The sequence below is a fragment of the Endozoicomonas sp. genome (genome assembly GCF_031844845.1).
Classification (GTDB): domain Bacteria; phylum Pseudomonadota; class Gammaproteobacteria; order Pseudomonadales; family Endozoicomonadaceae; genus Endozoicomonas.
The window spans coordinates 1-26,819 of the sequence record NZ_JAVRMB020000318.1 but is presented as its reverse complement, the minus strand read 5'-3'; the positions used below and the strand labels follow the sequence as shown (position 1 = coordinate 26,819).

Sequence of the window (26,819 nt, the reverse complement as noted above, 5' to 3'; positions counted from 1 at the left end):
CTTATGCCAGACTATAAAAGTCTGACCCATACTCGTTGGGATTGTAAGTACCATATCGTGTTCATTCCCAAGAAAAGGCAAAAAGTCACCTGCGGAAGTTTGAGAAAATTTCTCGGCTCAATTTTCCATGAGCTTGCCAGGAGAAAGGGGTGCGAAATTGTTGAGAGACACCTGATGAGAGATCATGTCCATATCTGCATAAGCATTCCACCAAGATACTCTGTTTCTAATGTCGTGGGATATATAAAAGGCAAGTGTGCGATTGCTATAGCAAGGCATTTTAAAGGACGGCAAAGGAATTTTAACGGCGAGAATTTCTGGGCAAGAGGGTATTTTGTGAGTACGGTCGGATTGGATGAAGAAACGGTTCGAAGATATATCCGAAATCAAGAAAAGAACGACGAAAACGATCAATTGAAGTTTGGTTTTGACTCGCGCCCATGGGCGCAACGATAGCCCTTTGAGGGCGTCCCAATATAAGCTTCCGGCTATGCCTGAAGTCATTTAACTCATCACCGGGATACTGAGTCTAACCATCATTCCCGGAAGTAACATGTCAAGCAAACGCATGTTCTGGTTTCAGCACATTGAAGCCTGGCACACAAGTGACCTTTCTCAGGCTGAATACGCTCGGCAGCATCAGCTGTCCATCAAATCATTTGGCTATTATCGACGTCGTTATGTTGGTGAACATGAACAGCCACAGTCCAATACGGTTAAAGCTACTTTGCTGTCCGTTCATATTGAACCAGAAGTGTCATCGAAGCCTCAACCATCAGCAACCGGTATTTCCCTGACCTACCCGGAGGTTTTCGCATTGAGCTGGCCCCCGGATTCGACCCGCTGGTTTTACGACAAGTGATCAATATGATGTAGGCCCATGATTGCTGCTTCCTCTTCCCTTAATGTCTACCTGGCACCAGGTGTAACCAATATTCGCAAATCCATTGATGGTCTGTCCCTGATGGTTAGCGAACTGCTGGAACTTGATCCTTTTTCAGAGAGCCTGTTTGTCTTCTGCAACCGAGGGCGCAACAAGCTTAAGATTCTGCACTGGCAAACCAACGGCTTCTGGCTTTACTACCGTCGTCTGGAAAAAGGCTGCTTTAACTGGCCCTGACAGGAGGCAGGGAATCAGGCGATTACATTGACCCGTCGTGAATTGAGCTGGCTTCTGGATGGTTTGCCCATAGAGCAGATAAAAAGACATAATCGTATCTGATGTCGCTTTTATTGTACTAATATAGATACAGGTGTGTCTTTATTGGGGTTTTATGAGCAAATTATCATTACTGTCAGTCACGGAGGTTCAGGAGTCAATGTGTCAATGGCTGATTTCACAAAGGAAGGCCGCTAAACTCTCCAGGGATGCATTAGCTGAACGCAGTACCGTACCCTCATCGACCATTAAAAAATTCGAAACCACGGGGCAGATATCATTCCGGCAATTTCTGCTTTTATGGCAAAGTCTGGATGAGTTGGCACGGTTAAATAACCTGACTAAAGAAACGCTGAATTCCAGACCGCCATTATCTATCAGGCAGGTGCTCAGAGGATGAATGACGAGCAAGTCCATACGCTGGAAGTATGCCGAACACTATCTGATGGTTCTTCTGTCACCGTTGGTAATTTAGCCCAAAACAGGCAGGGCGTATATTTTCAATATCGTGAGGGTTATTTAGACAGGTATAACAATTTATCCCCCTTTAACCTCAGTTTTGACGCATCTTTGCAATTAGCGCCGAAGACACCTCATAACGGATTGCATGGTGCGTTTTCAGATTCTCTTCCTGATGGTTGGGGCTTGTTGCTTATGGATAGAGTGTTTCGTCAGGCCGGGATCATGCCATCACAGATTACCGCGATGGACCGGCTTTCGTTTGTTGGTCGCCGGGGAATGGGGGCTTTGTATTACCAGCCTGCTTCCGGGTTGCTACACAATGAGCAGTCAGAGCAGCTGACGGTTGCAGAATTGGGTTTGCAGGCCCAGGCGGTTTTTGATGGCCAAACGTCTGATATTCTGCAGGCACTGGTTAATGCTGGGAGTTCAGGGGGAGCCAGACCAAAAGCGCAATTGTATTTAAAAGAAGAATCAGTCAGTTTTTGCAGTCCCATTTTTTGCAGTACAAGCCGGGTAAAAGGCAGTGATGCCTATCTTGTGAAATTCACTTCATCTCAACTCCCGCTGGGCCATCAAGAAGGCCTGTGTGAAGCCACCTATTTATCAATGGCAGCACAAGCGGGTATCGAGGTTCCGTGTTGGCAGTTAGTCGATGCGCCTGAACGTTCTGGTGCGAAACAGTGGCTGGCCTTAAAGCGGTTTGATACCGTCAGCAATTCAGATGGTTCTGAAGGTCGGTTACATTTGCACAGTGCCAGTGGTTTACTGGATGCTGACTATCGAATGCCTGGTCTGGATTATGAAACGTTAATCAAAGTGAGCAGTATGCTTTGTAAAAGCCCGGCGGCCGGGCAGGCTATGTTTCGGCGTATGCTGTTCAATCTGTTTGCTTTAAATCAGGATGATCACAGTAAAAACTGGGCCTTTTTACAGCATGACGATGGGCAATGGCAGCTTGCTCCTTTTTATGATGTCACTTTTAGCCCTTCACCCTACGGTGAGCATGCAACCGCTTTTGCCGGGTATGGTAAGCAGCCAGGTTTACAGACCATGCAAAAGCTGGCAGGTCTGGCTAATTTTGCCAGCTGGAAGCAGGCGCAGCAGGTGGTTGCAGAAGTGGTGGCGGCAATACAGTCTTTCGATGACACGGCTCGTGAATTACAGGTTGATCAGGCAACAAGGAAATTGATCAGTAAACAGCTTAATGATGTTTATCTGGAAAATAAGCGATTATTGTAGGCTTTTTCCGTTGTCCGCTGTGAATAAATTTTGGTTTATTGTGTCTGGCTGGTGGTCTGAAACTGGCCATAAAGTGTTAGGATGTGTGCTGAAAATTGCAGCGGTTTCTCCCAGTCATGTCAGACTCTCTTCTTTATATTGTTTCTACGCCTATCGGTAACCTGGGGGATTTGACCCCAAGGGCTATTGAGGTGCTCCGTCAGGTTGACGTTATTGCGGCAGAAGATACCCGGCACAGTAAGCGGTTGATGAACCACTTTGGGATAGATACGCCATTGATTCCCTGCCATGACCATAATGAGCGTCACCAGGCGGAGATGATTGTTCAGCGAATGGGTTCCGGGCAATCGGTGGCTTTGATCAGTGATGCGGGTACGCCTTTGATTTCTGATCCGGGCTTTCATCTGGTCCGAACGGTCAGGGCCGCAGGCTTCAGGGTGGTGCCGGTGCCAGGTGCCTGTGCATTTATTGCGGCGCTGTCGGTCAGTGGTTTGCCCACCGACAGGTTCTACTTTGAGGGGTTCCTGCCGGCCAAAGGGACGGCCCGTCGCAAGCGCATAGATTCTCTGGCGACTTTTCCCAATACCTGGGGTGTTTATGAGTCCCCCCATCGCATTATGGACTTGATGGATGATCTGGTTACTGTGCTTGGCGGCGAAAAATACATTACCCTGGCCCGGGAAATTACCAAAACATTTGAGACGGTCCTGGCAGGCACTGTTGCTGAGGTTCAGGCTATTCTGAAGGCTGATTCCAATCAGCAGCGAGGAGAGTTTGTTGTTCTTGTTGAAGGCTATAAAGAGCCGGAAAATTCTGAGATTAGTCCGGAAGTTGAAAAGATGCTGCAGCGATTAATGGAAGAATTACCCATTAAGAAAGCGGCTTCTGTGGTGGCTGATCTGACCGGATTGAGAAAAAAAGAGCTTTATGATCTGGGTTTGGTGATGAGGTCCGGCGAATAATTTTCCGAATAGTGTTGATTAAGCTTGATTATCAGAAGGTGCACAAGTAGCATTCGCCACCGCGAGCTGGCCGGGCAGTCGCTGTTTGTCCTGATTCTTACCAATTGGGATGGATGGAGGAAAGTCCGGGCTCCAGAGGGTAGGGCGCCAGGTAACGCCTGGGGGGCGAAAGCCTACGGAAAGTGCAGCAGAGAGTAGACCGCCCAAGTTGGTTTTCTTGTTGGTTAAACGACAGGAATTCTGACCGGTAAGGGTGAAAGGGTGCGGTAAGAGCGCACCGCATGGCTGGTAACAGTCCATGGCATGGTAAACCCCGCCTGGAGCAAGACCAAATAGGAATCCTATAGGTGTGACCCACACTGGATTCGGGTAGGTTGCTTGAGGTGTCTGGTGACAGACATCCCAGATGAATGACTGCACAGGCCTGCTTTGGCAGGCTGGACAGAACCCGGCTTATAGGCCGGCTCGCTTCTTTTTTTAAAGCTGCTTTTAAGTAGTACGTTTGCTTTCAGTTTTCTGATACTCCGATTATCTGCCAGTGATCAGGCGCACTTTTTTTCCGTGAAGGAAAAGCGCTGAACCACAAAGGCACAAAAACACAAAGTTTTTAAAAGTGTTTTTTTCATAGCCTGAGAGTGGCGAACTACCGTCGTGAGTGTTTGTGCTTCAGATTATTGCCTCCCCGTTTCATTTCTCTAAATTCATTTTCAGTGAGCTTTCTTTGCGATAAAGCCTGTCTGCCTTGAAGTGCTTATTTTTTAATTCGCCCGTGTATCTGCTTTATTGTTACTGCCCCTGTTTTGAATACAGTCTGTATATATAGCGTTTATTGACTTTGATTTGGCAGCGGTACGTTAATTTCATTTTAAGTGTCAGGCAGATGAGGTAGATCCCCGCTTGACGTGGGTTTTCCAGATTCCTATAGTGTGCTTTAGTGGTGTAAAGTGGGTTGTAGTGGGGTGAAGGTGGAACTGGATGGAGTCAGTTCGCAGAGGGTTGTTATAAGTGACGGGTGCCGTAAGGTTTTCCGGGGTCAGGAAACCAGGGAGAAGGTGACGTGTTTCGCGGTGTAAATGCCATTAATCTGGACGCCAAAGGGCGTCTTGCTATACCTGCCCGTTACCGGCAAGTGTTGCGGGATCGCTGTGACGGTGCCCTGGTGGCCACCATTGATACCGATGAGCGCTGTTTGTTGATCTACCCACTGGATGAGTGGGAACTGATTCAGCAGAAAATTGAAGCACTGCCCAGCTTTCATCCAATGACCCGCCGCATTCAGAGACTGTTGATTGGCCATGCCACCGATCTTGAACTGGACGGCAATGGACGTATTCTTATCCCCCCACTGTTGCGTGATTACGCCGGTCTTGAGAAGCGCAGTATTTTGCTGGGCCAGGGCAAGAAGTTCGAGCTTTGGGATGAAAATTGCTGGAACGAGTGTCGCGACCAATATCTGAAAGAAGCCAGTGAATCGGAAGATATACCGGTGGAGTTGCAGTCGCTTTCTTTATAGGCGGCTTTATAAGTAGCTTTATAAAAAGCTACTTTAAACAGTATTTGTGAAAGTTATATGAAATCGTCAGATTGTATTGATAGCCAGAAAACAGACCCTTTGAAAGAGCAGGCTTTTGATCAGCTCAAGGCTGAGCATGTCCATAAAACAGTGCTGCTTCATGAGGCTGTCGATGCGTTGCTGACGGACCCTGCCGGTGTTTACGTCGATGGTACTTTTGGCCGGGGCGGGCACAGCCGTTTGATATTGAGTCTTCTGGAAGAGCAGGGACAACTGATCGGCATTGATAAGGATCCTGCAGCCATTGCCACAGGGCTTGAGCTGGAGAGGGATGATCCGAGGTTCTCGATTTACCACGGTTCTTTTACCGATGTTGATTCGGTCAATGGTGATCAGCCGGTGGATGGTATTTTGCTGGATCTGGGCGTTTCTTCTCCTCAGCTGGATGACCCGGAAAGAGGCTTCAGCTTTATGAAGGAAGGGCCTCTGGATATGCGCATGAATCATCATCAGGGTGAAAGTGCCGCCGAGTGGCTGGCCCGGGCAGAAGAACAAGAGATCAGTCGTGTGATCTGGGAATACGGAGAAGATCGGTTTTCCCGGAGAATGGCCAGGGTCATTGTCAAAGAAAGAGAGATTGAGCCGATTCTGACTACAAAACGTCTGGCAAGTATTATTGCTGCAGCCTGCCCAAGTAGAGAGAAGGGCAAGCATCCTGCTACCCGTGCGTTTCAGGCCATCAGGATTCACATCAACCGGGAGTTGGATGATCTGGTGCTTTGTCTCGATAACGCCCTGGAGAAGCTTAAGCCCGGTGGGCGACTGGTGGTGATCAGTTTTCATTCTCTGGAAGACCGGATTGCTAAACGCTTTATCCGTAAACATCAGAAAGGTGATGAGCTGCCCAGCTGGTTGCCTGTTAGGGACGATCAGCTGAATCGTCGTATGAAAAGTCTGAGCAAGGCGATTAAACCTTCGAAGCAGGAGGTGGATGATAATCCCCGGTCCCGAAGTGCGGTGATGCGTGTGGCAGAAAAGCTGGGCTCTTGATTACGGGAGTAGTGGCGTCGTTTATGGACAGTAGCCTGCTCAGGATGAAGGTTGTCCATTCTTATGGATTAACCCTCCTGTTGTTGGTTTTGGTGGTGTTGTCCGGTTTATCGGTTGGCTATGTGTCCTACGAGAACCGGCGCCTCCATAATCGGATTCAGCAGGAGCTTGAAAACCGGAACAGTGCCCAGGTTGAGTGGGGCAAGCTGCTACTGGAGCACAGTACGCTGACAGCTCCGGGAAGGATTGAAAAGATTGCCAGGGAGAAATTGGGCATGGATGTGCCAAAAACTGACCAGATAGAAATGGTTCTGCCATGAGGCAGGGGCGAAGAGTATTGCAGAATAGTCGGTCTGCATCAGAGAAAAAAACAGGCGGGCTGCGTGGACTGGTTAACGCCGTGACCGGCTTCCTGACCAGAAGGTGGCGCCTGAAAGTACTGCAGAGTATTTTGCTGATTGCCGGATTGGCAATTGGTTACCGTATTGTTGATTTGCAACTGCTGGACCGACACTTTTTACAAAATGAAGGTGATAAACGCTCAGTTCGTTATGAGCCTGTGGCCGCTCATAGAGGGGTTATTTTTGATCGCAATGGTGACCCCCTGGCGGTCAGTACGCCCGTCGTTACCATCTGGGCGGATCCGGAAGACCTTTATGAGGCCGGTGACCGCTGGCAGGAATTGGCCCGTGAGCTTGGCGTTTCTCTTAAATGGCTATCCGATCGTGTTGAGGTGGCCAGAAAACGAGACTTTATTTATCTCAAACGGCAGCTGACACCCGAGCAGGGTGCCAAGGTGATGGCATTAAGAGTGCCGGGAGTGGGGGCTATTAATGAGCAGCGGCGTTATTACCCGGCGGCTGAAGTAGCAGCCCATTTGGTCGGCTTTACCGATATTGATGAGTCCGGGCAGGAGGGGATGGAGTTAGCCTACAATGAATGGCTGACCGGTGAGCCAGGTAAACGCAGGGTTCTAAAGGATCGCAAAGGCCGACTTGCCCGTCAGGCAGAGCTGATGAAAAGTGCCAGCCCCGGCAAAGAGTTGATGCTCAGTATTGATCTGAGACTGCAATATATGGCCTACCGCGAGTTGAAAAAAGCGGTTGAGCTCCATAAAGCCAAGGCCGGTTCTCTGGTCATGCTTGATGTCAAGACCGGTGAAGTGCTGGCAATGGTCAATCAGCCTGCCTACAACCCTAACAACCGTGCAGGCATGCAGGCGTATAAAATGCGTAATCGGGTGGTTACCGATATGTTTGAGCCCGGGTCAACGCTGAAGCCTTTTGCCGTTGCAGCCGCTTTGGAGTCTGGCCAGTTTCACAAAAATTCGGTGATTAATACGGCGCCGGGTTATATGCGCCTTGGTAGAGATCAGGTAAAGGATATCAGGAATTACGGTGCCATTGACGTGACCACAGTGCTGAGAAAGTCCAGTAATGTGGGGGTGTCAAAAATGGCGCTGGCGATCGGGCCGGACAAGGTTCTTGATCTGCTGCAGAGAGTTGGACTCGGCCAAAGTTCCGGGACAGGGTTTCCTGGCGAGAGTCCCGGGTATCTGCCTTACCGGGATCGCTGGAGTGATATTGAAATAGCCACCCTGTCATTTGGCTACGGTTTGACGGTGACGCCTTTGCAGTTGGCCCAGGCCTACATGGTGATCGGTGCCGGTGGGATTATGCGCCCGGTTTCCCTGATCAAGCGTGATGTGGTTCCCGATGGCGTTCGGGTGATGGATCAGCGGATTGCTGATGAAATGAGAAAAATGCTTCGTGAGGTGGTGCATGGCGGAACTGGTAGTCGAGCCATGATTGATGCGTTTGAGGTCGGCGGGAAAACAGGAACTTCCCGAAAGGTTGGGCCTAACGGTTATATCAAAGATCGTTATATTGGCATGTTTGCCGGTTTGGTGCCCATTGATAACCCCCGCCTGGCAATGGTTGTAGTTATTGATGACCCGTCTGGAAAAGCATACTACGGTGGTCTTACGGCTGCGCCGGTATTTTCCAGTGTGGCTGCCGGAGCACTTCGATTGCTGGGTGTTGAACCGGTTAATTCGGGAAATATGAATTCAGGCCAGCGTATGGCATTTGTTCCTTATGCACTGCGATTGGTCAAAATAGATGAAGAAGTGGGCGATTCTTCGGTTTCTGCATCGTTTAAAGAAGGTTGAAGCAAAAAGCAATGACAGCTGAGAAAGAGAATACTCTGAATGGCGTGCTCGCCGGGCTGCAGTTACCCGCTGTTGCGGTTGACAAGGAGTTGAATCATCTGACCCTCGATAGTCGCAAGATTACCGGGGGCGAGTTGTTTGTTGCGATGCCTGGCGTTCAGTCTGATGGCCGGAAATATATTGCGGATGCTTTGGCAAAAGGCGCTGCTGCTGTGCTGGTAGAAGAAGGTGACGGTTTTGACCCACTTTCTATTGCCGGTCATGAGTCCGTTTTTATGGTTCCCAATTTGCGGGAAAAAATTGGACCCCTGGCTAATCGTTTTTATCGACACCCTTCTGAACAGCTTAAGGTCATTGGGGTGACTGGAACTAATGGCAAAACGTCCTGCTGCTGGTTTATCTCTGAAATTCTTAAGCAGCAGGGTGAGCAATGTGCGTTGATGGGGACGGTTGGCCGGGGTTTGCCTGGCCAGATGGAGGCCTCATTAAATACCACCAGTGATGTGGTTTCCCTGCATCAATATCTCGGTCAGCTGGTTGCTGATGGGATTCCTGCACTGGCGATGGAAGTTTCCTCCCATGGGCTTGACCAGGGGCGGGTGTCCGGCGTTGCTTTTGATGTGGCTCTTTTTACCCATATCAGCTGGGACCATCTGGATTATCACGGTTCTCTGGAAGCGTACGCGGCAGCCAAAGCCAAATTATTCTCGGAATGCAGTTATCGCTACGCCGTCATTGGTAAGGACGATGCTTTCTCAGAGCTGATGCTCTCATCCTGTCATCAGGGGACGAATGTAACCACCTGGTCATTGGAAGATGCCTCTGCAGATGTTTATCTCAGTGATATTCAAGCGTTTTCTCAGGGGTTCAGGGCAAGAGTCCATTCACCTTGGGGGAGTGGTGATCTGAACACATCCCTGTTAGGACGTTTTAATCTTGAAAACCTGCTGGCAGTTATCGCCGGTCTGGGGGTTCAGGGCTACCCTCTCGATAGCGTTTTGGCGGCAATTCCTGTTATTTCTACGCCTCCTGGCAGAATGCAGCAGTTCGGCGGAGGCGGTCAGCCCCTTGTTCTCGTGGATTATGCTCATACGCCGGATGCCATTAAGAGTGTGCTTTCAGCACTAAGAGAGCATTCCCGTTCCAGCGAACAAGGCGCCAGTAAAATTGTCTGTGTATATGGTTGCGGTGGTGACAGGGATCGGGGTAAGCGTTCATTGATGACTGCCGCTGCAGTTTGTGGTGCAGATCAGGTAGTGCTCACCAGTGATAACCCGAGAACGGAAGATCCAGAGCAGATTTTTGCTGATGCGCTGGAAGGTGTTTCGGATCAGGATCGTCAGCGAATGAATGTTATTGCTGATCGGTCGGAAGCTATTCGTTCAGCAATCACTGCCGCCAGCGCTGGTGACATCATCGTGATTGCTGGTAAGGGTCATGAGAATTATCAGGAAATCAATGGTGTTCGACATCACTTTGATGATGCAGAGCAGGTGCGGTCAGTGCTGCGCAACCGTGTTCCAGAAGGGAGACAGTCATGATTGAACCAATGTCTCTTGCCATGATTGCTGAAATAGTTAATGGGCAATTGTCTGATCATCTATCCGGTCAGCCATCGGTAACGGGTGTCAGTATTGATACCCGCACTCTCAAACACGGCGATCTTTTTATTGCGATTAAAGGTCCCCGTTTTGATGGCCATGAGTATTTGAAACAGGCGCATTCTGTTGGCGCTGTTGCTGCGTTGACCGAGCATTATGTTGCTGATGCGCCATTACCCCAGATCGTTGTTGAGAATACAGAGAAAGCACTGGGACTGCTGGGGGCAGCTAATCGCAATCGCTTTAGTGGTTGCCTGGTTGGCGTTACCGGTTCCTGTGGCAAAACGTCGGTTAAAGAAATGCTGATGGCTATTTTTTCTGAGGCAGGTTCAACGCTGGCAACAGAAGGTAATTTTAATAATGCGTTGGGCACCCCTTTAACGTTATTAAAAATAAATGCTGATCATCAGTTTGCGGTGGTTGAAATGGGCACCAGCTCGCCGGGTGAAATTAAGTACATTGCTGATATGGGGCGCCCGGATATTTCGCTGATCACCAATGCCGCTGAAACCCATCTGGCTGATCTGAAAAGTGTCGAGGGTGTCGCCTGGGAGAAAGGCTTTATTCTGGACGCACTTCCTTCTAACGGTATCGCTGTATTGAATCTGGATGACCGTTTCTACAGTGAGTGGTTTGACCGTGTGCTTAAGGAATCAAATCGACGGGTTGTCAGTTTCAGTGGAAAAAACGCTGAGGCAGAATGCTTTGCCAGTGGTATCGAACCCAATGAGGATGGCACAGGATTTACCCTTCATATCCGTGAAAAAAATAAGCAGCCTGAGCCGGAAAGAGCTGAGCAGAAGTCGGTGCAGCTCTCATTCTGGGGGCGCTATCAGGTGAACAATGCCTGCTGTGCTGCTGCTGTTGCAGCAGCCTGTGGTCTGTCACTGGACATGATTGTCCGTGGGCTGGAAAATGCCCGGCCTTATGAACGGCGTGGTCAGCGCTTTACTCATGTCACTGGTGCTGTCCTGATTGATGAAACCTATAACGCCAACCCGGAAGCAACTCTGGCGGCGATTGATCAGTTAGTGGACTGTGGTGGAAAAACCATTATGGTCTTTGGCGATATGCTGGAATTGGGTGATATTGCCGATCAGCGTCATCGTGCTATTGGGCACTATGCCAGAGAGCAGGGCGTCGACCAGTTGTTAAGTTATGGTCCTTTTGCCCGCTTGGCAAGTGACGCTTTTGGTGGACTGCATTTTGAAGAAAAGAAAGAACTGATTACCTGGCTGGATGCTCAGCTTAAGAACAGCCTTAATGAAAAGGTTGCAGTAATGGTGAAAGGATCAAAGGGGATGAAGATGTTTGATATTATCCAGGCTCTGGTTGAGCCTGACTATAAGGGAGACGCCTGATGCTGGTGTGGCTGGCAGATTTTCTATCCCAGTATTACCACGGATTTCTGGTTTTTAAATACCTGACACTGAGAGGTATTTTGGGGGTTTTAACCGCTCTTTCCATGATGTTATGGCTAGGGCCTCATTTTATTCGCAAACTGAGCTTCTATCAGATTGGTCAGTCAGTGCGTGACGATGGCCCTAAAAGTCATTTAAGCAAGGCGGGCACGCCGACCATGGGGGGAGCCCTGATTCTGGTCTGTATTGCTATCAGTACTCTGCTTTGGGCGGACCTGACTAACCGTTATGTCTGGGTAGTATTGGTGGTTACCGGTGTTTTTGGTGCCGTTGGCTGGGTGGATGACTATCGGAAAGTGGTTGAGAAAAACTCCCGGGGGCTGCCGGCTCGCTGGAAGCTTTTCTGGCAATCTGTTGCCGGGCTTGGCGCCGCATTTTTTCTTTTTTATACCGCGCCTTCAGTCACAGAAACTACTCTGATTTTCCCATTCCTGAAAAATGTTTCTCTGCAGCTGGGACCGTTTTTTATTGTGCTTACCTATCTCACCATCGTGGGTTGCAGTAACGCGGTTAACCTGACTGATGGTCTGGATGGGCTGGCGATTTTGCCAACGGTGATGGTGGCTTCCGCCCTGGGTATTTTTGCTTATCTCAGCGGACATGCGTCATTTGCCCAGTACCTGTTGATCCCTTCGGTACCGGGTGCCGGTGAACTGGTGGTGTTCTGTGCTGCTATTGCCGGCGCAGGGTTGGGATTCCTCTGGTTCAACACTTATCCGGCCCAGGTCTTTATGGGCGATGTGGGTGCCCTGGCCCTTGGCGCTGCGCTGGGTGTGGTTGCGGTTATCGTTCGGCAGGAAATCGTGCTGATTATTATGGGCGGCGTTTTTGTGATGGAAACCGTGTCGGTCATTCTGCAGGTTGGTTCTTATAAAATGACCGGTCGTCGTATATTCCGCATGGCGCCACTGCATCATCACTTTGAGTTGAAAGGGTGGCCAGAGCCTCGGATTATTGTCCGTTTCTGGATTATTACTATTGTGCTGGTGCTGATTGGACTGGCATCACTGAAAATACGCTAAAGAGTGCTCGCAAAAGAGGGTTCTTTGGTTTTTTTGAACAATGAGTGGGTAACGGGGTTGTGAATAACAGCGTTAATAGTCAGGAGCTGATTGGCTCCAGCTGTAATCGGGTGATTATCGGTCTTGGTAAGACTGGGTTATCCTGTGCCCGTTATCTTTATAGTCAGGGCTTGCCTTTCAAAATTATTGATACAAGGGAGAATCCTCCCGGCGAAGAAGAGTGCCGCCAGAAATTTCCGGATGTGCCCTTACATACGGGTGGCTTCAATGAGTCCTGGTTAATGGCGGCTGATGAACTGGTGGTTAGCCCGGGTATTGCCCTGGCAGAACCGGTGATTGCCAATGCCATTGAAAACGGTGCAACAGCGATTGGTGATATTGAGCTGTTTTGCCGGGCGGTTAATAGGGAATCACCGCAGAAACCAGTGGTTGCCATTACCGGATCTAATGGCAAAAGCACCGTTACCACGCTGGTGGGTGAAATGGTCGCCCGGGCCGGTTTAATCCCGGGAGTCGGGGGGAATATCGGTACCCCGGTTCTGGAGTTGTTGGGTGATGACACTATTGATGTCTACGTTCTGGAGCTGTCCAGCTTTCAACTGGAAACTACGTATAGTTTACGAGCAACGGCAGCCACTGTGCTGAACCTCAGTCCGGACCATATGGATCGATATCCGACACTGGCTGACTATCACCAGGCTAAACAAGGTATTTACCGGGGCTGTGCGACGGCTGTCTTTAACCGGGACGATCCGCTTACCTCGCCTTTATTACCGGTGACTGCCGGAGCGATTACTTTTACCAGCGGGTTTCCGGATCTGGGGCAGATGGGATTGCTTTCTGATGATGATGGTATCTGGCTGAGCAAGGGGCTGGAAAAACAGATTAATACCCGTCAGATGAAGCTGAGAGGGCGTCATAATTATTTGAATGCACTGGCAGCATTGGCTCTTGGTGAAGCGATTGGACTTGATGTGGAAGCCATGCATGATGCAATCAAAGATTTCCCCGGACTGAAGCACCGTTGTCAGTGGCTGGGTGAGTATGAAGGTGTTGCCTGGTTTAACGACTCCAAGGCGACCAACGTTGGCGCTGCGATCGCTGCCATTGAAGGTCTTGGAGAAGGGCTTGAAGGCCGCATTGTTTTAATCGCCGGTGGCGATGGCAAGGGTGCTGATTTTACCGATTTAAAACCGGCAATAGACCGATATGTCAGCCATCTGGTGTTGATTGGAAGAGATGGGCCTGCCATCGAACAGGCGGTAGAAGGAAGTGCGGAGATTCATAAAGCCAGTAGTCTGGAAGACGCGGTAAGTCTGGCTGCTGAGTTGGCGGAAAAAGGTGATGTTGTGTTGCTGGCACCGGCCTGTGCCAGCTTTGATATGTTCAACAGCTTTGAGCATCGGGGTGACCGATTTGCTGAGCTGGTCAATGGTTTGATTTTATGCTGAAACGGGTCCGCCAAGGCTTTCTTCACAGAACTCGTAGTGAGAGCGAGCCATCAGAACAGGATGCATCGACAGTGTACCGTGTCGATATGGTTCTGCTGGGTGCCGTGCTGGCTCTGCTGGCCATTGGTCTGGTCATGGTAGGTTCGGCATCCATGGATGTTTCCAGCGCGACATTTGGTGATCCGTTGAGAGTGGTTCTTAAACAGTTTCTGTTTATGGGGGCTGGGCTGTTTGTCATGGGGCTGATGATGCTTTTGCCCATCAGTCGGATTCAGCAAATGAGCTGGGTTGGACTACTGGTTGCATTTTTCCTGCTGATTGTTGTTCTGGTGGTAGGCCGGGAAATCAATGGCAGTGTCCGCTGGATTCCACTGGGCTTCTTCAATCTTCAGGCTTCGGAAGTTGCCAAGCTTTGTGTTGTGATATATCTGGCGGGATACCTGGTTCGTCACCTGGAAGAGGTGCGTACCCAATGGAGTGGCTTTATCAAACCGATGTTGGTGATGACAGGGTTAGCCTTGCTCCTTCTTGCAGAGCCTGACCTTGGAGCACTGGTCGTGCTGACCGTTGCAGTAATGGGCATGATTTTTATGGCCGGTGCCCGGTTTCATCAGTTTCTCGTTATGATTTCCGGGGTCATTATCCTGATTGGTCTGATGATTTGGATGGAACCTTATCGGATGGCCCGTATTACATCGTATATGGATCCCTGGGCTAATGCTTTTGGCAGTGGTTATCAATTGACTCAGGCATTGATTGCCTTTGGCCGTGGAGCCTGGTTTGGAGAAGGTTTGGGAAACAGTATCCAGAAACTTTTTTACCTGCCTGAGGCTCATACGGATTTCGTTTTTGCTGTTTTGGCGGAAGAATTCGGTCTTGTGGGTTCGCTGTTAATACTCGGATTGTTTCTGTTTGTTGCCTGGCGATCTTTGCAGCTGGGTTCGAGATCTGAAGACAAAGGGTTGCTGTTTCATGGATTTGTTGCCTACGGGATAGCGTTGTTGTTTGCCAGTCAGGCGTTGATCAATATTGGCGTGAATACCGGCCTGCTGCCCACTAAGGGTTTGGCTTTACCACTGATCAGTTATGGTGGCAGTAGTTTGATTGTTAACTGTCTGGCTTTTGGTATTTTGCTGCGAATTGATTTTGAGCGGCGGCAGGCCGTGGCTGTTGAAGTTAAGCCGGTGGCAGGGCGCAAGGCTGTTTCCGGGCTCAAGGCTACAGAGAATACTGTTGAAAAAAAATTTAGTGGATCTGCCGGAGGTAGTAATCATGGCTGAACAGACAGCTACTCAAGCGCCTTTGGTGGTTATAATGGCGGGCGGAACCGGCGGGCATATTTTCCCCGGTCTGGCTACTGCACAGGGTTTGATAAAACAGGGTTACCGTGTTCATTGGCTGGGTACTCCCGGAAGTATGGAGGCTGAGCTGGTTCCTAAACACGGTATTGATATCAGCTTTATCCCGGTCACCGGATTGCGGGGAAAAGGGCTGGGTTTTCTGTTGAAAGCACCCTGGCGCCTGATGGTTTCACTGGTTAAAGCCATTCGGGTATTGAGAACCCATAAACCGGTGTGTGTTGTCGGTATGGGCGGATATGTGACAGGTCCCGGTGGTGTTGCTGCGCGGTTGCTGGGTATTCCATTGGTGGTTCATGAGCAGAACGCCATTGCGGGTTTGACCAATAAACTGCTGGCCAGGATTGCTACCCGGGTGCTTGAAGCGTTTCCGGGGACTTTTGTCAGAGTCTCGGCCAGTGTAGCTAAAAAAGCCCTGTTAACCGGGAATCCGGTGCGGCCGGATATCGTGGCTGTTCCCGCCTGTAAGCCCCGCTCACCTTTGCGCTTGCTAGTGGTTGGTGGGAGTCGTGGTGCTTTGGCAATCAACGAATTGACTCCGCAGGTGTTGAAGAAATGTGGTGGCCGGGTGGAAGTCTGGCATCAAACAGGCAAGGGAACCCTGGATCAGAGCAAAGATATTTATCAGCAGCTTGGGGTTTCTGGTCGGGTAGAACCTTTTATTGATGATATGGCCCGGGCTTATGAGTGGGCTGACCTGGTACTCTGCCGGTCGGGCGCATTAACCATCGCCGAGCTGGCAGCGGCAGGAAAGCCAGGAATCCTGATACCATTTCCCCATGCGGTGGATGATCATCAGACCGTTAACGGGCATTACCTGGTGGACAGAGGTGCTGCCCTGATGGTTCAGCAAAAAGATTTGGACGTAGACAGTTTGACAAACATGATTCTGGAGCTGGCGGATAATCCGGACCGGCTTGAAGTAATGGCCTTATCAGCAAAATCTGCCAGCCTGCCACAGGCCACAGATGATGTGGTTCGATACTGCCTTGACGCGGCTGGACAGGAGGCCTCCTATGCCTGATTTAAAGAGTCGTATACCTGTTGTGGCAGTGCCAGAGATGAGGCGAATCCGCAAAATTCATTTTGTCGGTATCGGTGGTTCTGGCATGTGTGGTATTGCCGAGGTGCTGCTGAACCAGGGTTATGAGATTTCCGGCTCAGATATTCGGGCGTCGGCAGTAACCGAGCGTCTGGAACAGATGGGTGCTGAGGTCTTTATCGGGCATCAGGCTGAGAACGTAACCAATGCGGATGTGGTTGTTACTTCCACGGCGGTAGCTGGTAATAACCCTGAAGTTGTTGCTGCCGAGAGTCGTCGTTTACCTATTGTACCTCGTGCCCAGATGCTGGCAGAGTTGATGCGTTATCGGCATGGTATTGCGGTGGCTGGAACTCATGGTAAAACCACCACGACCAGCCTGCTTGCATCGGTACTGGGATTCAGTGGTATGGATCCAACGTTTGTTATTGGTGGACGGCTCAACTCTGCTGGCACCAATGCAAAACTGGGTGGGAGTCGTTACCTGGTGGCTGAAGCGGATGAGTCGGATGCCTCTTTTCTTCACTTGCAACCGATGGTCTCAATTGTCACCAATATCGATGCAGACCATATGTCCACCTATGACGGTGACTTTGGCAAGCTGAAAAAGACGTTTATCGAGTTTTTACATAATCTGCCTTTTTATGGTGTTGCTATTGTCTGTATTGACTGCCCTGTGGTCCGGGAACTGTTGCCGGAAATTAAGCGACAGGTGATCACTTATGGCTTCAGTGAAGATGCGGACTATCAGGCTGTGAATGTTCGCCAGCAGGGTATGAAAACCACATTTGGCATGGTTCGTCGTGTCCCGGTGGATGCTGAAAAAGGCCCTGTTACCGTCGAACTTGCGATTCCTGGTCGTCATAACGTATTGAATGCGCTTGCAGCCTTTGCCACTGCTTCAGATGAGGGTGTGCCGGATCAGGTGGTTGCTGAAGGTTTGAGCCGTTTCGATGGTGTGGGTCGTCGCTTCCAGGTGCTGGGAGATTTCAATACGGGTGTCGGTGAAGTGATGCTGGTGGATGACTATGGCCACCATCCAACGGAAGTGGATGCAACGATTAAAGCGGTTCGTGATGGCTGGGGTGATAAACGACTGGTGATGATTTATCAGCCCCATCGTTTTTCAAGAACCCGTGACTTGTATGAAGACTTTGTCGATGTTCTCTCCAGGGTTGATGTCCTCCTGTTGATGGAAGTCTACCCTGCTGGCGAGGAACCCATTGCCGGAGCAGACAGCCGGTCCCTGTGTCGAAGTATTCGTCAGCGGGGGGTGGTTGACCCGATTTTTATTGCCCGGCCTGAAGAAGTGGAGTCGGTGCTGGCGGATGTACTTCAGAATGGCGACCTGCTTTTGACCCAGGGCGCTGGAGATATTGCTGCCCTGACGCTCAGGCTTGCCCAGAGTGAGCTGGCACTGGTTGCTGATGCCAGGCGGTAAAAAATGGCTACGAAATTAATAGAAAAGGGATACAGTGCATGAAGTACGACCGGAGTTGTGATCATTTTGATCCAAAGACTTTTGGAAAGGTCGCTGTACTTTTTGGTGGTAACTCCGCAGAAAGGGAAGTGAGTTTGACCAGTGGCGAGCGAATTTATGCTTCGCTGACCCGGCAGGGCGTAAAATGCCAGTTAATTGATACCTGCGAAAATGTGGTTGAGCAGCTTCAGGCGTACCGTCCGGATTATGCCTTTATTGCCCTGCATGGTCGGGGTGGTGAAGATGGCACCATGCAGGGACTGTTGGAAACCATAGGGATTCCATACTCCGGTAGTGGTGTGATGGCATCGGCACTGGCAATGGATAAGTATCGTTGTAAGCTGTTGTGGCAATCCATTGGTTTGCCAACTCCAGAGTTTGCCCTGGTGATGGGGTCGGATAACCTTGAGCATGCCGAGTCCTTGCTGCCTGCCTTTGTTAAGCCGAGTCTGGAAGGTTCCAGCGTCGGTGTGGCGCGGGTAGATCGCAGAGAAGATCTGGAGGCTGCCTGTGAACGTGCCGGTGAGCATAATGGTCCGGTACTGGTTGAGTCCTTCATTGATGGTCCTGAGTTCACCGTAGGTGTGCTCAATGGGCAGGCGCTTCCGGTTATTAAAATTGAGGCGGAAGGTGAGTTCTATGATTACCAGGCCAAGTATTTGTCTGATAATACCCGCTACACAATTCCCTGTGGGCTTGCTGCAGTGAAAGAGCAGGAACTTCAGGCGCTGGCCTTGACGGCATTTGAAGCTCTGGATTGCTCTGGCTGGGGACGTGTTGATTTTATGCAGGACCAGCAGGGTCGGTTCTGGTTGCTGGAAGTCAATACAATTCCAGGCATGACAGATCATAGTCTGGTGCCAATGGCTGCTGCGGATGCCGGGCTTTCTTTCGATGAGCTGGTGGTTGAAATACTGAAGACGGCGGATGTCAGATAAAGCAGGGTTTTCAGTTTCTGCGAGTCGCCCCGGAGCTTTGCGTGGAGCGTCTCGAAGGGATTCTCTAATAGAGAGTCGAATAGGGAGTGGAAAAAGTAGAAGACTGCCGCCCTGGAAAAGCGTATTACAGATAGTGATTTCTCTTTTCCTGTTGGCAGCGTTGGTGGTTTCAGCCCCCTGGCTGATGAACTGGATTAACCAGCCGATATCACGGGTGGAAGTTCATTCGGCTTTTGAGTATTTGTCCAGGGAGCAGGTTGAGAAAGAGTTGCAGCCGCTTTTGCAGGCGCGTTTTTTTTCTCTGGACCTGAAACAGATGCAGGCAGTGCTTCTGGAGATGCCATGGGTAAAGGAAGCTTCTGTTCGACGACACTGGCCTGATAGTGTTCAGGTGAGCCTGGAAGAGCAGGAGCCGGTAGCCAGATGGGGACGTACTCACCTTATCAGTAATGAGGGTGAGGTGTTTACTCCGGAAGATATTGCTGATTTTTCAGCAATGCCGGTTCTTGCCGGTGCTGAAGAGTCAGCCACTGAAGTTATGCAGCAGTATCTGGCCATTAGCCAGTTGCTGAGGCCCATGGGGCTCAGGCTGAAAACGTTGAAACGAAGTGGAAGTAGCTCATGGCGCTTTACCGTCGGGCATGTTGAGGTCAATATTGGCCGGGACCGACGGATGGAAAGGTTGCAGCGCTTTGTGCGGCTATACCATGCCAGACTTGAGTCTCGCTGGCAGGAGGTAGAGCGTGTGGATTTACGATATTTAAACGGTGCTTCGGTTGCCTGGAGTCAGACTTCTGGCAAAAAAAACCAGGCAGGCTCAGATTTATGATGGATAGAGAAGTTTGGGAAGATTGATGCCATGACAGCGGCAGATAATGGAAGATTGATCGTTGGGTTGGATATAGGCACTTCAAAAGTAGTGGCTGTTGTTGGAGAACTCAACGCTGAAGGTGACATTGAGGTTATCGGCATTGGCTCGCATATTTCCCGTGGGCTCAAGCGTGGCGTCGTGGTCAATATAGACTCTACCGTCCATGCCATTAAGAGGGCTGTTGAAGAGGCCGAGCTTATGGCTGGCTGCCAGATCCATTCGGTCTATGCAGGTATTGCCGGCAACCATATCAAGAGTCTTAACTCCCATGGTATCGTCGCGATACGTGAGCGAGAAGTGAATGGTGCCGATATGGATCGCGTGATTGATGCAGCCCAGGCGGTTGCTATTCCCGCAGATCAGCGCATTCTTCATATCCTCCCGCAGGAATATGCCATTGATAATCAGGAGGGGATAAAAGAACCTCATGGTATGTCTGGCGTCAGGCTTGAGGCGAAAGTACATTTGGTGACCTGTGCCGTGAACGCCGCGCAGAATATCGAAAACTGCATCCGCCGCTGTGGCCTGGAGGTGGATGATATTATTCTTGAGCAATTGGCCTCCAGCTATTCGGTTCTTTCAGAAGATGAGAAGGAACTGGGTGTCTGCATGGTTGATATTGGTGGAGGTACTACCGATATCGCCATCTTTACCGATGGGGCTATACGTCATACGGCGGTTATTCCTATTGCCGGAGACCAGGTGACCAATGATATCGCCATGGCATTACGGACGCCTACGCAGAATGCGGAAGATATAAAGATTAAGTACGCCTGTGCCCTGACGCAGCTGGCGGGTGCTGATGAAACCATTAAGGTTCCCAGTGTTGGTGACCGGCCAGCCAGGGAGCTTTCCAGACAGGCGCTGGCAGAGGTTGTTGAACCTCGTTATGACGAGCTGTTTACGTTGATTAATGCAGAGATCAGACGCAGTGGTTTTGAGGACCTGATTCCGGCAGGGATTGTGCTGACCGGAGGTACCTCCAAAATTGAGGGCGCGATAGAGTTGGCGGAAGAGATTTTCCATATGCCTGTCCGTCTTGGCCTGCCTCAGGCAGTAAAAGGGCTAAGTGATATTGTTAGTGACCCTATCTATTCGACAGGGGTTGGCCTGCTTCATTACGGCCAGAAGATGCAGAAAGAAGGGTTGAAGAGAACGATTGCCAGTAAGTCTCAGGATATGGGGCTGATTGACAGGATGAAGAGCTGGTTTCAGAATTTTTGATGCTTTTGTTGATGCTTTTGTTGATGCTTTTTTTGATGCTTTTGTTGTCAAAAGTGGCAGGAAAAATTCAGTAACGGTATTGGTAACAATTTGTTAGATTAAGAGTGATAAAAAGGAGATGGCCATGTTTGAACTGGTGGATAACGTACCGCAGGAAGCGGTCATCAAAGTCATCGGCGTCGGTGGCGGCGGTGGTAATGCAGTGTGTCATATGCTGAAAAGTCAGCTGGAAGGTGTTGAGTTTGTTTGTGCCAATACCGATGCCCAGGCGCTGAAAAAGCAGCATATACAGGCTCACACTCATCTGCAGCTGGGTGCATCGATCACCCGGGGGCTGGGTGCAGGAGCTAATCCGGATGTTGGCCGCGAGGCCGCCATGGAAGACCGTGAGCGTATTGCTGAACTGCTCAAGGGTGCGGATATGGTTTTCATTGCTGCCGGTATGGGTGGAGGAACCGGAACCGGCGCTGCGCCTGTTGTAGCTCAGGTGGCTCGTGAACTGGGAGCACTGACGGTAGCGGTGGTAACCAAACCGTTCGGGTTTGAAGGCAAGCGCAGAATGATGATTGCTGAAGAAGGTCTGAAAGAACTTCAGGAACACGTTGACTCGCTGATCACCATCCCTAACGAAAAATTATTGCCAGTGTTAGGCAGTGATGTCAGCCTGCTGAATGCTTTTGGTGCTGCCAATGATGTCCTGCTGGGTGCTGTTCAGGGAATTTCTGAGCTGATTACCCGCGATGGTCTTATCAACGTTGACTTTGCCGATGTTCGTACAGTGATGTCAGAAATGGGTATGGCAATGATGGGTACGGGTGTTGCCTCGGGTACCGGTCGTGCAGCAGAAGCCGCCGAAAAAGCGATTCGAAGCCCGCTGCTGGAAGATGTGGATCTTCAGGGCGCTAAAGGTGTTCTGGTTAACATCACTGCAGGCCTTGACTTTACCGTTGGTGAATACAATCAGGTCGGTGAAGTTGTTAGTCAGTTTGCGTCCAATGATGCTACGGTTGTCATTGGTACCGTTATTGATCCGGAGCTGACCGATGAACTTCGGGTTACTGTGGTTGCTACTGGTATTGGTGCCGGCATGGCTCCGAGAGAGCAACTCAAAGTGGTTGAAAAGTCAACCACAAAGAACAGCGATGGTTCTCTGAATCTTGCGGAACTTGATGTTTCACCCGTTATACGTAATGCGCGTCGGAGTGAAGGTGAAGCAGAGCAGAAACCAGAATCCAGAAGGTCTGTAGCTTCCAGTGATAATGTGGATTATCTTGATATTCCAGCATTCCTGAGGCGTCAGGCGGACTAATCAGAGCGTAAAAATGCGAACTTGTCTCATTTGTTACTTTTGTTACAATGTGGCGTTGCATCCAAATAATAGGGACCGTAAAGGTCGCGGAACAGCGTTATCATGATCAGACAGCGTACACTGAAAAATATTATTCGTGCTACGGGTGTGGGCCTTCACTCCGGTGAAAAGGTCTATCTCACCCTCAAGCCCGCTCCCGTAGATACCGGCATCATTTTCTGTCGAACAGATCTTGATCCGGTGGTAGAAATTCCTGCCCATGCATTGAATGTTGGGCAAACGACACTGTGCACCTCTCTGTATAAAGATGGGACCCGTATCGATACCGTTGAGCACTTGCTCTCAGCCATGGCTGGGTTGGGTATTGATAATGCTTATGTTGAAGTCAGTGCCCATGAAGTTCCCATTATGGATGGCAGTGCCGGTCCATTTGTATTCCTGTTGCAGTCGGCAGGTATTCAGGAGCAGAATGCGCCTAAAAAATTCATCCGCATCAAAGAGGAGATAACGGTTACTGATGGCGATAAGACGGCGACTTTCAAACCCTATGAAGGGTTTAAAGTAAGCTTTACTATCGACTTTGATCACCCTGTGTTCACAAGTCGTTCCCAGACAGCATCCATTGATTTCTCCAGTACCTCTTTTGTAAAGGAAGTCAGTCGGGCACGTACTTTCGGCTTCATGCGTGATGTAGAGTATCTTCGTTCCCAGAATCTTGCCCTGGGTGGCAGTGTTGACAACGTTATTGTGGTTGATGATTACCGTATTCTTAATGAAGATGGTCTTCGCTATCATGATGAGTTCGTCAAGCATAAAATGCTGGACGCCATTGGTGATCTTTACTTGCTGGGGCACAGTTTGATTGGCCAGTTTATCGGTCATAAATCTGGTCACGAGCTTAACAATAAGCTGGTTAGAACCTTACTGGCTAATGAGAAACTGTGGGAGACAGTCACTTTCGAAAATACAGAGGTTTCGCCAATTTCCTATCAGAAGCCTGTTGCGGTTATCGCTTGATCACTGATTTTTGAGTAAATGCTGATCTGAGACGTGATTTTTTGCGAGGCTGAGTGTTTTTAGTCTTGATTCAGGCCACTTTGTAGTGGCCTTTTTTGTGCCTGGAAGAAAGTGAGTCGTCTCTATTTTCGATTTTCTGTAGCCTGTAAATAATTCTGTACTCGAACCTTTGTCCTGTAGTGTTTTTTGACGTCATGTTGGATAGCGTTGTTAGTATTCAAAAATAGTGTTTTATAACGATATAATTAGCAATAGGGTTTCTCTCTTTATTGCGGGCAGGATGTAGCTGAGTGTGACTCTGAAGGGCTACAATCCGGCCTCGGCTTCTGTGTTTTGCAAGCTCCGGTAATAAAATAGTGGAGATGTGCTGTTGGTTTAGCGTTAAGGGCTGCTAATGAAAATCATTGTTGTTAACCAGAATCATTCTCGAACCCGAGCCTATTCCAGTAGTGGGAAGGGCGTGGGAATTATATTGTGCTGTGCTTTTTTGCTATCCATGGCAATGGGTGGAGGCGCTACCTATGCCTGGCTTACCAATAGTCAGCAACAGATGCTGACGCAGGAAGGGCTGAAGAACTGGAAGCAGGTGCTGGATGCCCAGCAACAGGATCTTGGGCTGGTCCGGCAGCAGGCAGAGGACCAGCTTGATGCCGTGATGCTCAGGCTGGCGGAGCTTCAGGGGCGTATGACCCGGCTTGATGCTCTTGGAGAACGCCTGACGGTCAAAGGAAAACTGGATGATGGAGAGTTTGACTTCAGTGAGGTGCCAGCATTAGGTGGCCCTCAGGAACTGTCCGAAGTCGATACTGCTTACCGTAAAGTGGGCCTTCTTGATGCCATAGATCAGTTGGCTGCCCAGATTGACAATCGTGAGCAGCAACTGGATTTGCTGGATAATCTTATCTCTAACAGAACCCTTCATGATGATGCATTTCTAGCCGGCTTGCCGGTCAGGAAAGGCTGGCTTTCTTCACGATATGGTCGTCGCACAGACCCTTTTACTGGCAAAGGGGCCTGGCATAATGGTGTCGATTTTGCCGGTAAACGCAGTTCAGACATTATATCTGTTGCTGCCGGTGTTGTTGTCTGGTCGGGTCCTCGCTCTGGCTTTGGACTTCTGGTTGAAGTAAACCATGGAAATAGTTATCTCACTCGGTATGCTCATAACGAAGAAAGTCTGGTTAAAGTGGGCGATATTGTTTCCAGAGGGCAGGCTATTGCAAAAATGGGTAGCTCAGGGCGCTCAACCGGGCCTCATGTGCATTTTGAGGTTTTGAAAAATGGAAAGCCTCAAGATCCATCGAGATACATTTATAGGGCCAGTAAATAAGAGGCTGTTTTTTCTTTATCTGATATTTTACTGATGTTACGTGCTACTACCACATGCAGTATTTTGTCTGAATGATCAATTTTTGTGTCTGATAGTAAACGACAATGATAGAGTGAGTTATGTTGTTGGTACTTAGGATTTGTCCGTTAATAATTTCCCTGTTTTTCTCATCACAGAGGACACAGAGAAAAGATTTGCTTTATTCTTCCGTGTCCTTTGTGGTGAAAGAGGACGTTATTTCGGAGCAGTGCCTATAGGCAAAATGTGGAAATTATTTCAGGAGAAAATTCCTTAGGGTCGACATAAAGCTACCTCAAATCGGCTGACAATAGATATCAACGCACTCTGGCAAGAGAGGAGGGGAGAGGTTTATAAACCGTAGGTCGGGTATCCTTCGAAATAGATATTGTAGCTTGTCTTTTTAGCTATAAGCTTTAGCGTGGATAAAAAGTTCCGTGTGTCGTCTCTTAAACTTTATTCGAATCTAACACCGGCACCGAGACGGTAGATGATCTGTTACCTGAAGCGTTTGCCGTGGTTCGCGAAGCGGACAAGCATATTATGGGTATGTCCCATTTTGATGTTCAGATGATTGGTGGCATGACCTTGTACGAAGATCATATTCATTTTTATGGATGCCATTGCTTTAATTCTCCTTGTTTTTATTTCCTTTATTTCTCAACTTCTTATTGATTTGTATTAATAAAATATTTTTTATAGGAAAAAAAATATTTTATGGGAACTTATCTCTCATTTTTTTCTCTAAGACCATTGTTCAATTTCTAAAATATAAATAAAACAGTCAAGGGAATATCATGTCAGGCTTGATTACTAATACTTTTGTTAACCGGTCAACTGCTCAGGAACAACCGGCTATGAGTCATTCACCAAGTCTCGGGGATGCTGTAGTCAAGGGAGCCAAACATATTCACCAAACCACTAAAAAGGCGGTAGATGACCAAGCCTTCGGGATGCTCAGCATTATCCGCTGGGGAAAGCGGATTGTCAGTAAATGCGGTTTCCTGGGTTATCCTCTCGTACTCCTGGTCAGTCCGTTTTTAGTTCCAGCCTCCATTATTTATGATGGTTGCAGAGGTATCACTCTACTTTGCAGAAAGATTGCCAAAATTGAAACGACGGTAGAAAAACTCCTGCCCAGAACTGATCAGCACGTAACGGATGTTGAGCTGCTGCTGAAAGAAAAGACAGCATCAGACTACGCATTTCAGGCTCAGGATGAGCAGTTCAGGGCCGGGAAAGAGCAGTCAGATCAGCTGGTGAACCAGCTACAGTGGAAAAATGACCAGTTAGGCCAGCAGAACGATCAGCTGCAGCAGGAGTGGGTTGACTACCATCACTATCACCAAAACCGCTGGCAACAAGATAAAGCGGATTTAAGAACGCGCGCCGAAAATTCTGAACAGAGGGTATCTGAACTGACCCTGAAACTGGGGCAGCTTAAGAGCACCAGGGATAAAGAAGTCCAGGAGTATCAATTAGAAAAAGATCGTTTATTAGCTGATCTGGATAAAAAAGATGATGATGCAAACAGTTAGGGCGCAAGGTTGTGGAAGCTGAAAATGCGTTCCGTAAAGAGAAATTACAGCAACACTCAAAAGGAGTAGTGCTGCTACGTAGCATTCAAGAGCTGGAGCTGGCGGTAAAGAATGGTCAGCAGGAAAAAACAGAGCTTCAAGAAGAAAAAGATAAATTAATCGAAAGATTAAGTGCTCTTGAGGAGGGTTATGCAGCAAGGTCTCAAGAATACTTGAACACCATTAATAATTACCAAACTCAATGGAAAAATCTGCAAAAAAGTGACCTGGATCAAAAGGTCCAATTAATAAGGATGTTTGATCAAACTCAGCTTGGGGGTATCCAGGGTCAAGAGACAGTTTTAACACTGAAGGAGATCTTTGGACAGCTGAAAGATCAATTTTCCCGGGATAGGCAATATTTTGATAATCATACAAAGGATCTTAAAACTGAACAGAAACAGCTTGAAATCCGTATAAATAATCTGAACCAGGAATATCAGGGTCTTCAGCAAGAAAAAAAGGACATTGAAGAAGAACTTCATAAGCAGGAAGAAGTTGCACGTGCGGTATTGCAAAAAAAGGATCAACAATACCTGGGTACTGAAAATGAGTACAAAAAAAAATTGGCAGAGCTGAAAAGAATATCCGGAAAAACTGAAAGC

The 26,819-nt window shown here is 49.1% G+C and carries 25 protein-coding genes, 1 other RNA gene and 1 pseudogene; all 27 read left to right on the top strand.

Translation table 11 applies throughout. From position 1 onward, the window contains the following. Positions 1 to 3: 3 nt before the first annotated feature. A complete protein-coding gene (gene tnpA, locus RM811_RS17755; RefSeq protein ID WP_402526989.1) occupies positions 4 to 456 on the top strand; it encodes an IS200/IS605 family transposase in 453 nt (150 codons plus the stop codon). A gap of 97 nt (positions 457 to 553) precedes the next feature. Next, positions 554 to 862 carry an IS66 family insertion sequence element accessory protein TnpA gene (gene tnpA / locus RM811_RS17750; protein ID WP_402526987.1) on the top strand — a complete coding sequence of 103 codons (309 nt, stop codon included), beginning with the start codon at positions 554 to 556 and terminating at the stop codon, positions 860 to 862. 18 nt (positions 863 to 880) lie between these two features. Continuing rightward, the gene (tnpB, locus tag RM811_RS17745) at positions 881 to 1,120 is read left to right on the top strand and encodes an IS66 family insertion sequence element accessory protein TnpB (protein WP_402526985.1); all 240 of its coding nucleotides are present in this window, start codon (positions 881 to 883) and stop codon (positions 1,118 to 1,120) included. A gap of 154 nt (positions 1,121 to 1,274) precedes the next feature. Beyond that, entirely contained in the window at positions 1,275 to 1,559 is a 285-nt protein-coding gene (locus RM811_RS17740; protein WP_402526983.1) for a transcriptional regulator, read from the top strand. After that, the gene (locus RM811_RS17735) at positions 1,556 to 2,860 is read left to right on the top strand and encodes a type II toxin-antitoxin system HipA family toxin (protein ID WP_402526981.1); all 1,305 of its coding nucleotides are present in this window, start codon (positions 1,556 to 1,558) and stop codon (positions 2,858 to 2,860) included. Before RM811_RS17740 ends, RM811_RS17735 begins: the two co-directional genes overlap by 4 nt. Before the next feature lie 116 nt (positions 2,861 to 2,976). Then, complete coding sequence (rsmI, locus tag RM811_RS17730; RefSeq protein ID WP_402526979.1) at positions 2,977 to 3,822, top strand: 16S rRNA (cytidine(1402)-2'-O)-methyltransferase; 846 nt, start codon at positions 2,977 to 2,979, stop codon at positions 3,820 to 3,822. A 62-nt stretch (positions 3,823 to 3,884) separates the two neighbouring features. Next, an RNA gene (gene rnpB / locus RM811_RS17725) (RNase P RNA component class A) lies at positions 3,885 to 4,294 on the top strand. A 585-nt stretch (positions 4,295 to 4,879) separates the two neighbouring features. Beyond that, complete coding sequence (gene mraZ / locus RM811_RS17720) at positions 4,880 to 5,335, top strand: division/cell wall cluster transcriptional repressor MraZ (protein WP_402526978.1); 456 nt, start codon at positions 4,880 to 4,882, stop codon at positions 5,333 to 5,335. Positions 5,336 to 5,392: 57 nt separating this feature from the next. Next, positions 5,393 to 6,385, top strand: coding sequence for a 16S rRNA (cytosine(1402)-N(4))-methyltransferase RsmH (gene rsmH, locus RM811_RS17715; protein WP_402526976.1), 993 nt, complete (start codon positions 5,393 to 5,395; stop codon positions 6,383 to 6,385). After that, positions 6,382 to 6,705: a cell division protein FtsL gene (gene ftsL / locus RM811_RS17710; RefSeq protein ID WP_402526974.1), complete on the top strand. Its 324-nt coding sequence runs from the start codon at positions 6,382 to 6,384 to the stop codon at positions 6,703 to 6,705. The genes rsmH and ftsL overlap by 4 nt, the downstream gene beginning before the upstream one ends. A gap of 17 nt (positions 6,706 to 6,722) precedes the next feature. After that, the gene (locus RM811_RS17705; protein WP_402526972.1) at positions 6,723 to 8,555 is read left to right on the top strand and encodes a peptidoglycan D,D-transpeptidase FtsI family protein; all 1,833 of its coding nucleotides are present in this window, start codon (positions 6,723 to 6,725) and stop codon (positions 8,553 to 8,555) included. 11 nt (positions 8,556 to 8,566) lie between these two features. Then, positions 8,567 to 10,096 (top strand): UDP-N-acetylmuramoyl-L-alanyl-D-glutamate--2,6-diaminopimelate ligase, encoded by a 1,530-nt coding sequence (locus tag RM811_RS17700; protein WP_402526970.1) that lies wholly within the window; start codon positions 8,567 to 8,569, stop codon positions 10,094 to 10,096. Continuing rightward, entirely contained in the window at positions 10,093 to 11,517 is a 1,425-nt protein-coding gene (murF, locus tag RM811_RS17695; protein ID WP_402526968.1) for a UDP-N-acetylmuramoyl-tripeptide--D-alanyl-D-alanine ligase, read from the top strand. Before RM811_RS17700 ends, murF begins: the two co-directional genes overlap by 4 nt. Next, the gene (gene mraY / locus RM811_RS17690) at positions 11,517 to 12,599 is read left to right on the top strand and encodes a phospho-N-acetylmuramoyl-pentapeptide-transferase (protein ID WP_402526966.1); all 1,083 of its coding nucleotides are present in this window, start codon (positions 11,517 to 11,519) and stop codon (positions 12,597 to 12,599) included. The genes murF and mraY overlap by 1 nt, the downstream gene beginning before the upstream one ends. A 59-nt stretch (positions 12,600 to 12,658) precedes the next feature. Continuing rightward, a complete protein-coding gene (gene murD, locus RM811_RS17685) occupies positions 12,659 to 14,050 on the top strand; it encodes a UDP-N-acetylmuramoyl-L-alanine--D-glutamate ligase (RefSeq protein WP_402526964.1) in 1,392 nt (463 codons plus the stop codon). Next, positions 14,044 to 15,330, top strand: a complete 1,287-nt coding sequence (gene ftsW, locus RM811_RS17680; RefSeq protein WP_402526962.1) for a putative lipid II flippase FtsW — start codon at positions 14,044 to 14,046, stop codon at positions 15,328 to 15,330. The genes murD and ftsW overlap by 7 nt, the downstream gene beginning before the upstream one ends. Beyond that, positions 15,323 to 16,432 carry an undecaprenyldiphospho-muramoylpentapeptide beta-N-acetylglucosaminyltransferase gene (gene murG, locus RM811_RS17675; protein WP_402526961.1) on the top strand — a complete coding sequence of 370 codons (1,110 nt, stop codon included), beginning with the start codon at positions 15,323 to 15,325 and terminating at the stop codon, positions 16,430 to 16,432. The genes ftsW and murG overlap by 8 nt, the downstream gene beginning before the upstream one ends. After that, entirely contained in the window at positions 16,425 to 17,891 is a 1,467-nt protein-coding gene (gene murC / locus RM811_RS17670; RefSeq protein WP_402526959.1) for a UDP-N-acetylmuramate--L-alanine ligase, read from the top strand. Before murG ends, murC begins: the two co-directional genes overlap by 8 nt. A 38-nt stretch (positions 17,892 to 17,929) precedes the next feature. Further along, entirely contained in the window at positions 17,930 to 18,868 is a 939-nt protein-coding gene (locus RM811_RS17665) for a D-alanine--D-alanine ligase (protein ID WP_402526957.1), read from the top strand. After that, positions 18,858 to 19,697 carry a cell division protein FtsQ/DivIB gene (locus RM811_RS17660; RefSeq protein ID WP_402526955.1) on the top strand — a complete coding sequence of 280 codons (840 nt, stop codon included), beginning with the start codon at positions 18,858 to 18,860 and terminating at the stop codon, positions 19,695 to 19,697. Before RM811_RS17665 ends, RM811_RS17660 begins: the two co-directional genes overlap by 11 nt. A gap of 30 nt (positions 19,698 to 19,727) precedes the next feature. After that, a complete protein-coding gene (gene ftsA / locus RM811_RS17655; protein ID WP_402526954.1) occupies positions 19,728 to 20,963 on the top strand; it encodes a cell division protein FtsA in 1,236 nt (411 codons plus the stop codon). A 124-nt stretch (positions 20,964 to 21,087) separates the two neighbouring features. After that, complete coding sequence (gene ftsZ, locus RM811_RS17650) at positions 21,088 to 22,272, top strand: cell division protein FtsZ (RefSeq protein WP_402526952.1); 1,185 nt, start codon at positions 21,088 to 21,090, stop codon at positions 22,270 to 22,272. Between the two features lie 102 nt (positions 22,273 to 22,374). Beyond that, positions 22,375 to 23,289, top strand: a complete 915-nt coding sequence (gene lpxC, locus RM811_RS17645; protein ID WP_402526950.1) for a UDP-3-O-acyl-N-acetylglucosamine deacetylase — start codon at positions 22,375 to 22,377, stop codon at positions 23,287 to 23,289. 394 nt (positions 23,290 to 23,683) lie between these two features. Beyond that, entirely contained in the window at positions 23,684 to 24,619 is a 936-nt protein-coding gene (locus RM811_RS17640) for a M23 family metallopeptidase (protein ID WP_402526948.1), read from the top strand. Positions 24,620 to 25,117: 498 nt separating this feature from the next. Continuing rightward, positions 25,118 to 25,243 (top strand): annotated as a pseudogene (locus RM811_RS17635) (hypothetical protein); the annotation flags it as partial. A gap of 251 nt (positions 25,244 to 25,494) precedes the next feature. Continuing rightward, on the top strand, positions 25,495 to 26,175 hold the full coding sequence (locus RM811_RS17630; protein ID WP_402526946.1) for a hypothetical protein: 681 nt from the start codon (positions 25,495 to 25,497) through the stop codon (positions 26,173 to 26,175). 11 nt (positions 26,176 to 26,186) lie between these two features. Next, the coding region (locus RM811_RS17625; RefSeq protein WP_402526944.1) for a hypothetical protein at positions 26,187 to 26,819 on the top strand (633 nt) is incomplete at its 3' end.

Bases quoted from the DNA above. Each gene is read 5' to 3' on its own strand.
- tnpA (WP_402526989.1), top strand. From the start codon at position 4: ATGCCAGACTATAAAAGTCTGACCCATACTCGTTGGGATTGTAAGTAC.
- tnpA (WP_402526987.1), top strand. From the start codon at position 554: ATGTCAAGCAAACGCATGTTCTGGTTTCAGCACATTGAAGCCTGGCAC.
- tnpB (WP_402526985.1), top strand. From the start codon at position 881: ATGATTGCTGCTTCCTCTTCCCTTAATGTCTACCTGGCACCAGGTGTA.
- RM811_RS17740 (WP_402526983.1), top strand. From the start codon at position 1,275: ATGAGCAAATTATCATTACTGTCAGTCACGGAGGTTCAGGAGTCAATG.
- RM811_RS17735 (WP_402526981.1), top strand. From the start codon at position 1,556: ATGAATGACGAGCAAGTCCATACGCTGGAAGTATGCCGAACACTATCT.
- rsmI (WP_402526979.1), top strand. From the start codon at position 2,977: ATGTCAGACTCTCTTCTTTATATTGTTTCTACGCCTATCGGTAACCTG.
- rsmH (WP_402526976.1), top strand. From the start codon at position 5,393: ATGAAATCGTCAGATTGTATTGATAGCCAGAAAACAGACCCTTTGAAA.
- RM811_RS17700 (WP_402526970.1), top strand. From the start codon at position 8,567: ATGACAGCTGAGAAAGAGAATACTCTGAATGGCGTGCTCGCCGGGCTG.
- murF (WP_402526968.1), top strand. From the start codon at position 10,093: ATGATTGAACCAATGTCTCTTGCCATGATTGCTGAAATAGTTAATGGG.
- mraY (WP_402526966.1), top strand. From the start codon at position 11,517: ATGCTGGTGTGGCTGGCAGATTTTCTATCCCAGTATTACCACGGATTT.
- ftsW (WP_402526962.1), top strand. From the start codon at position 14,044: ATGCTGAAACGGGTCCGCCAAGGCTTTCTTCACAGAACTCGTAGTGAG.
- murG (WP_402526961.1), top strand. From the start codon at position 15,323: ATGGCTGAACAGACAGCTACTCAAGCGCCTTTGGTGGTTATAATGGCG.
- murC (WP_402526959.1), top strand. From the start codon at position 16,425: ATGCCTGATTTAAAGAGTCGTATACCTGTTGTGGCAGTGCCAGAGATG.
- RM811_RS17665 (WP_402526957.1), top strand. From the start codon at position 17,930: ATGAAGTACGACCGGAGTTGTGATCATTTTGATCCAAAGACTTTTGGA.
- RM811_RS17660 (WP_402526955.1), top strand. From the start codon at position 18,858: ATGTCAGATAAAGCAGGGTTTTCAGTTTCTGCGAGTCGCCCCGGAGCT.
- ftsA (WP_402526954.1), top strand. From the start codon at position 19,728: ATGACAGCGGCAGATAATGGAAGATTGATCGTTGGGTTGGATATAGGC.
- ftsZ (WP_402526952.1), top strand. From the start codon at position 21,088: ATGTTTGAACTGGTGGATAACGTACCGCAGGAAGCGGTCATCAAAGTC.
- lpxC (WP_402526950.1), top strand. From the start codon at position 22,375: ATGATCAGACAGCGTACACTGAAAAATATTATTCGTGCTACGGGTGTG.
- RM811_RS17640 (WP_402526948.1), top strand. From the start codon at position 23,684: ATGAAAATCATTGTTGTTAACCAGAATCATTCTCGAACCCGAGCCTAT.
- RM811_RS17630 (WP_402526946.1), top strand. From the start codon at position 25,495: ATGAGTCATTCACCAAGTCTCGGGGATGCTGTAGTCAAGGGAGCCAAA.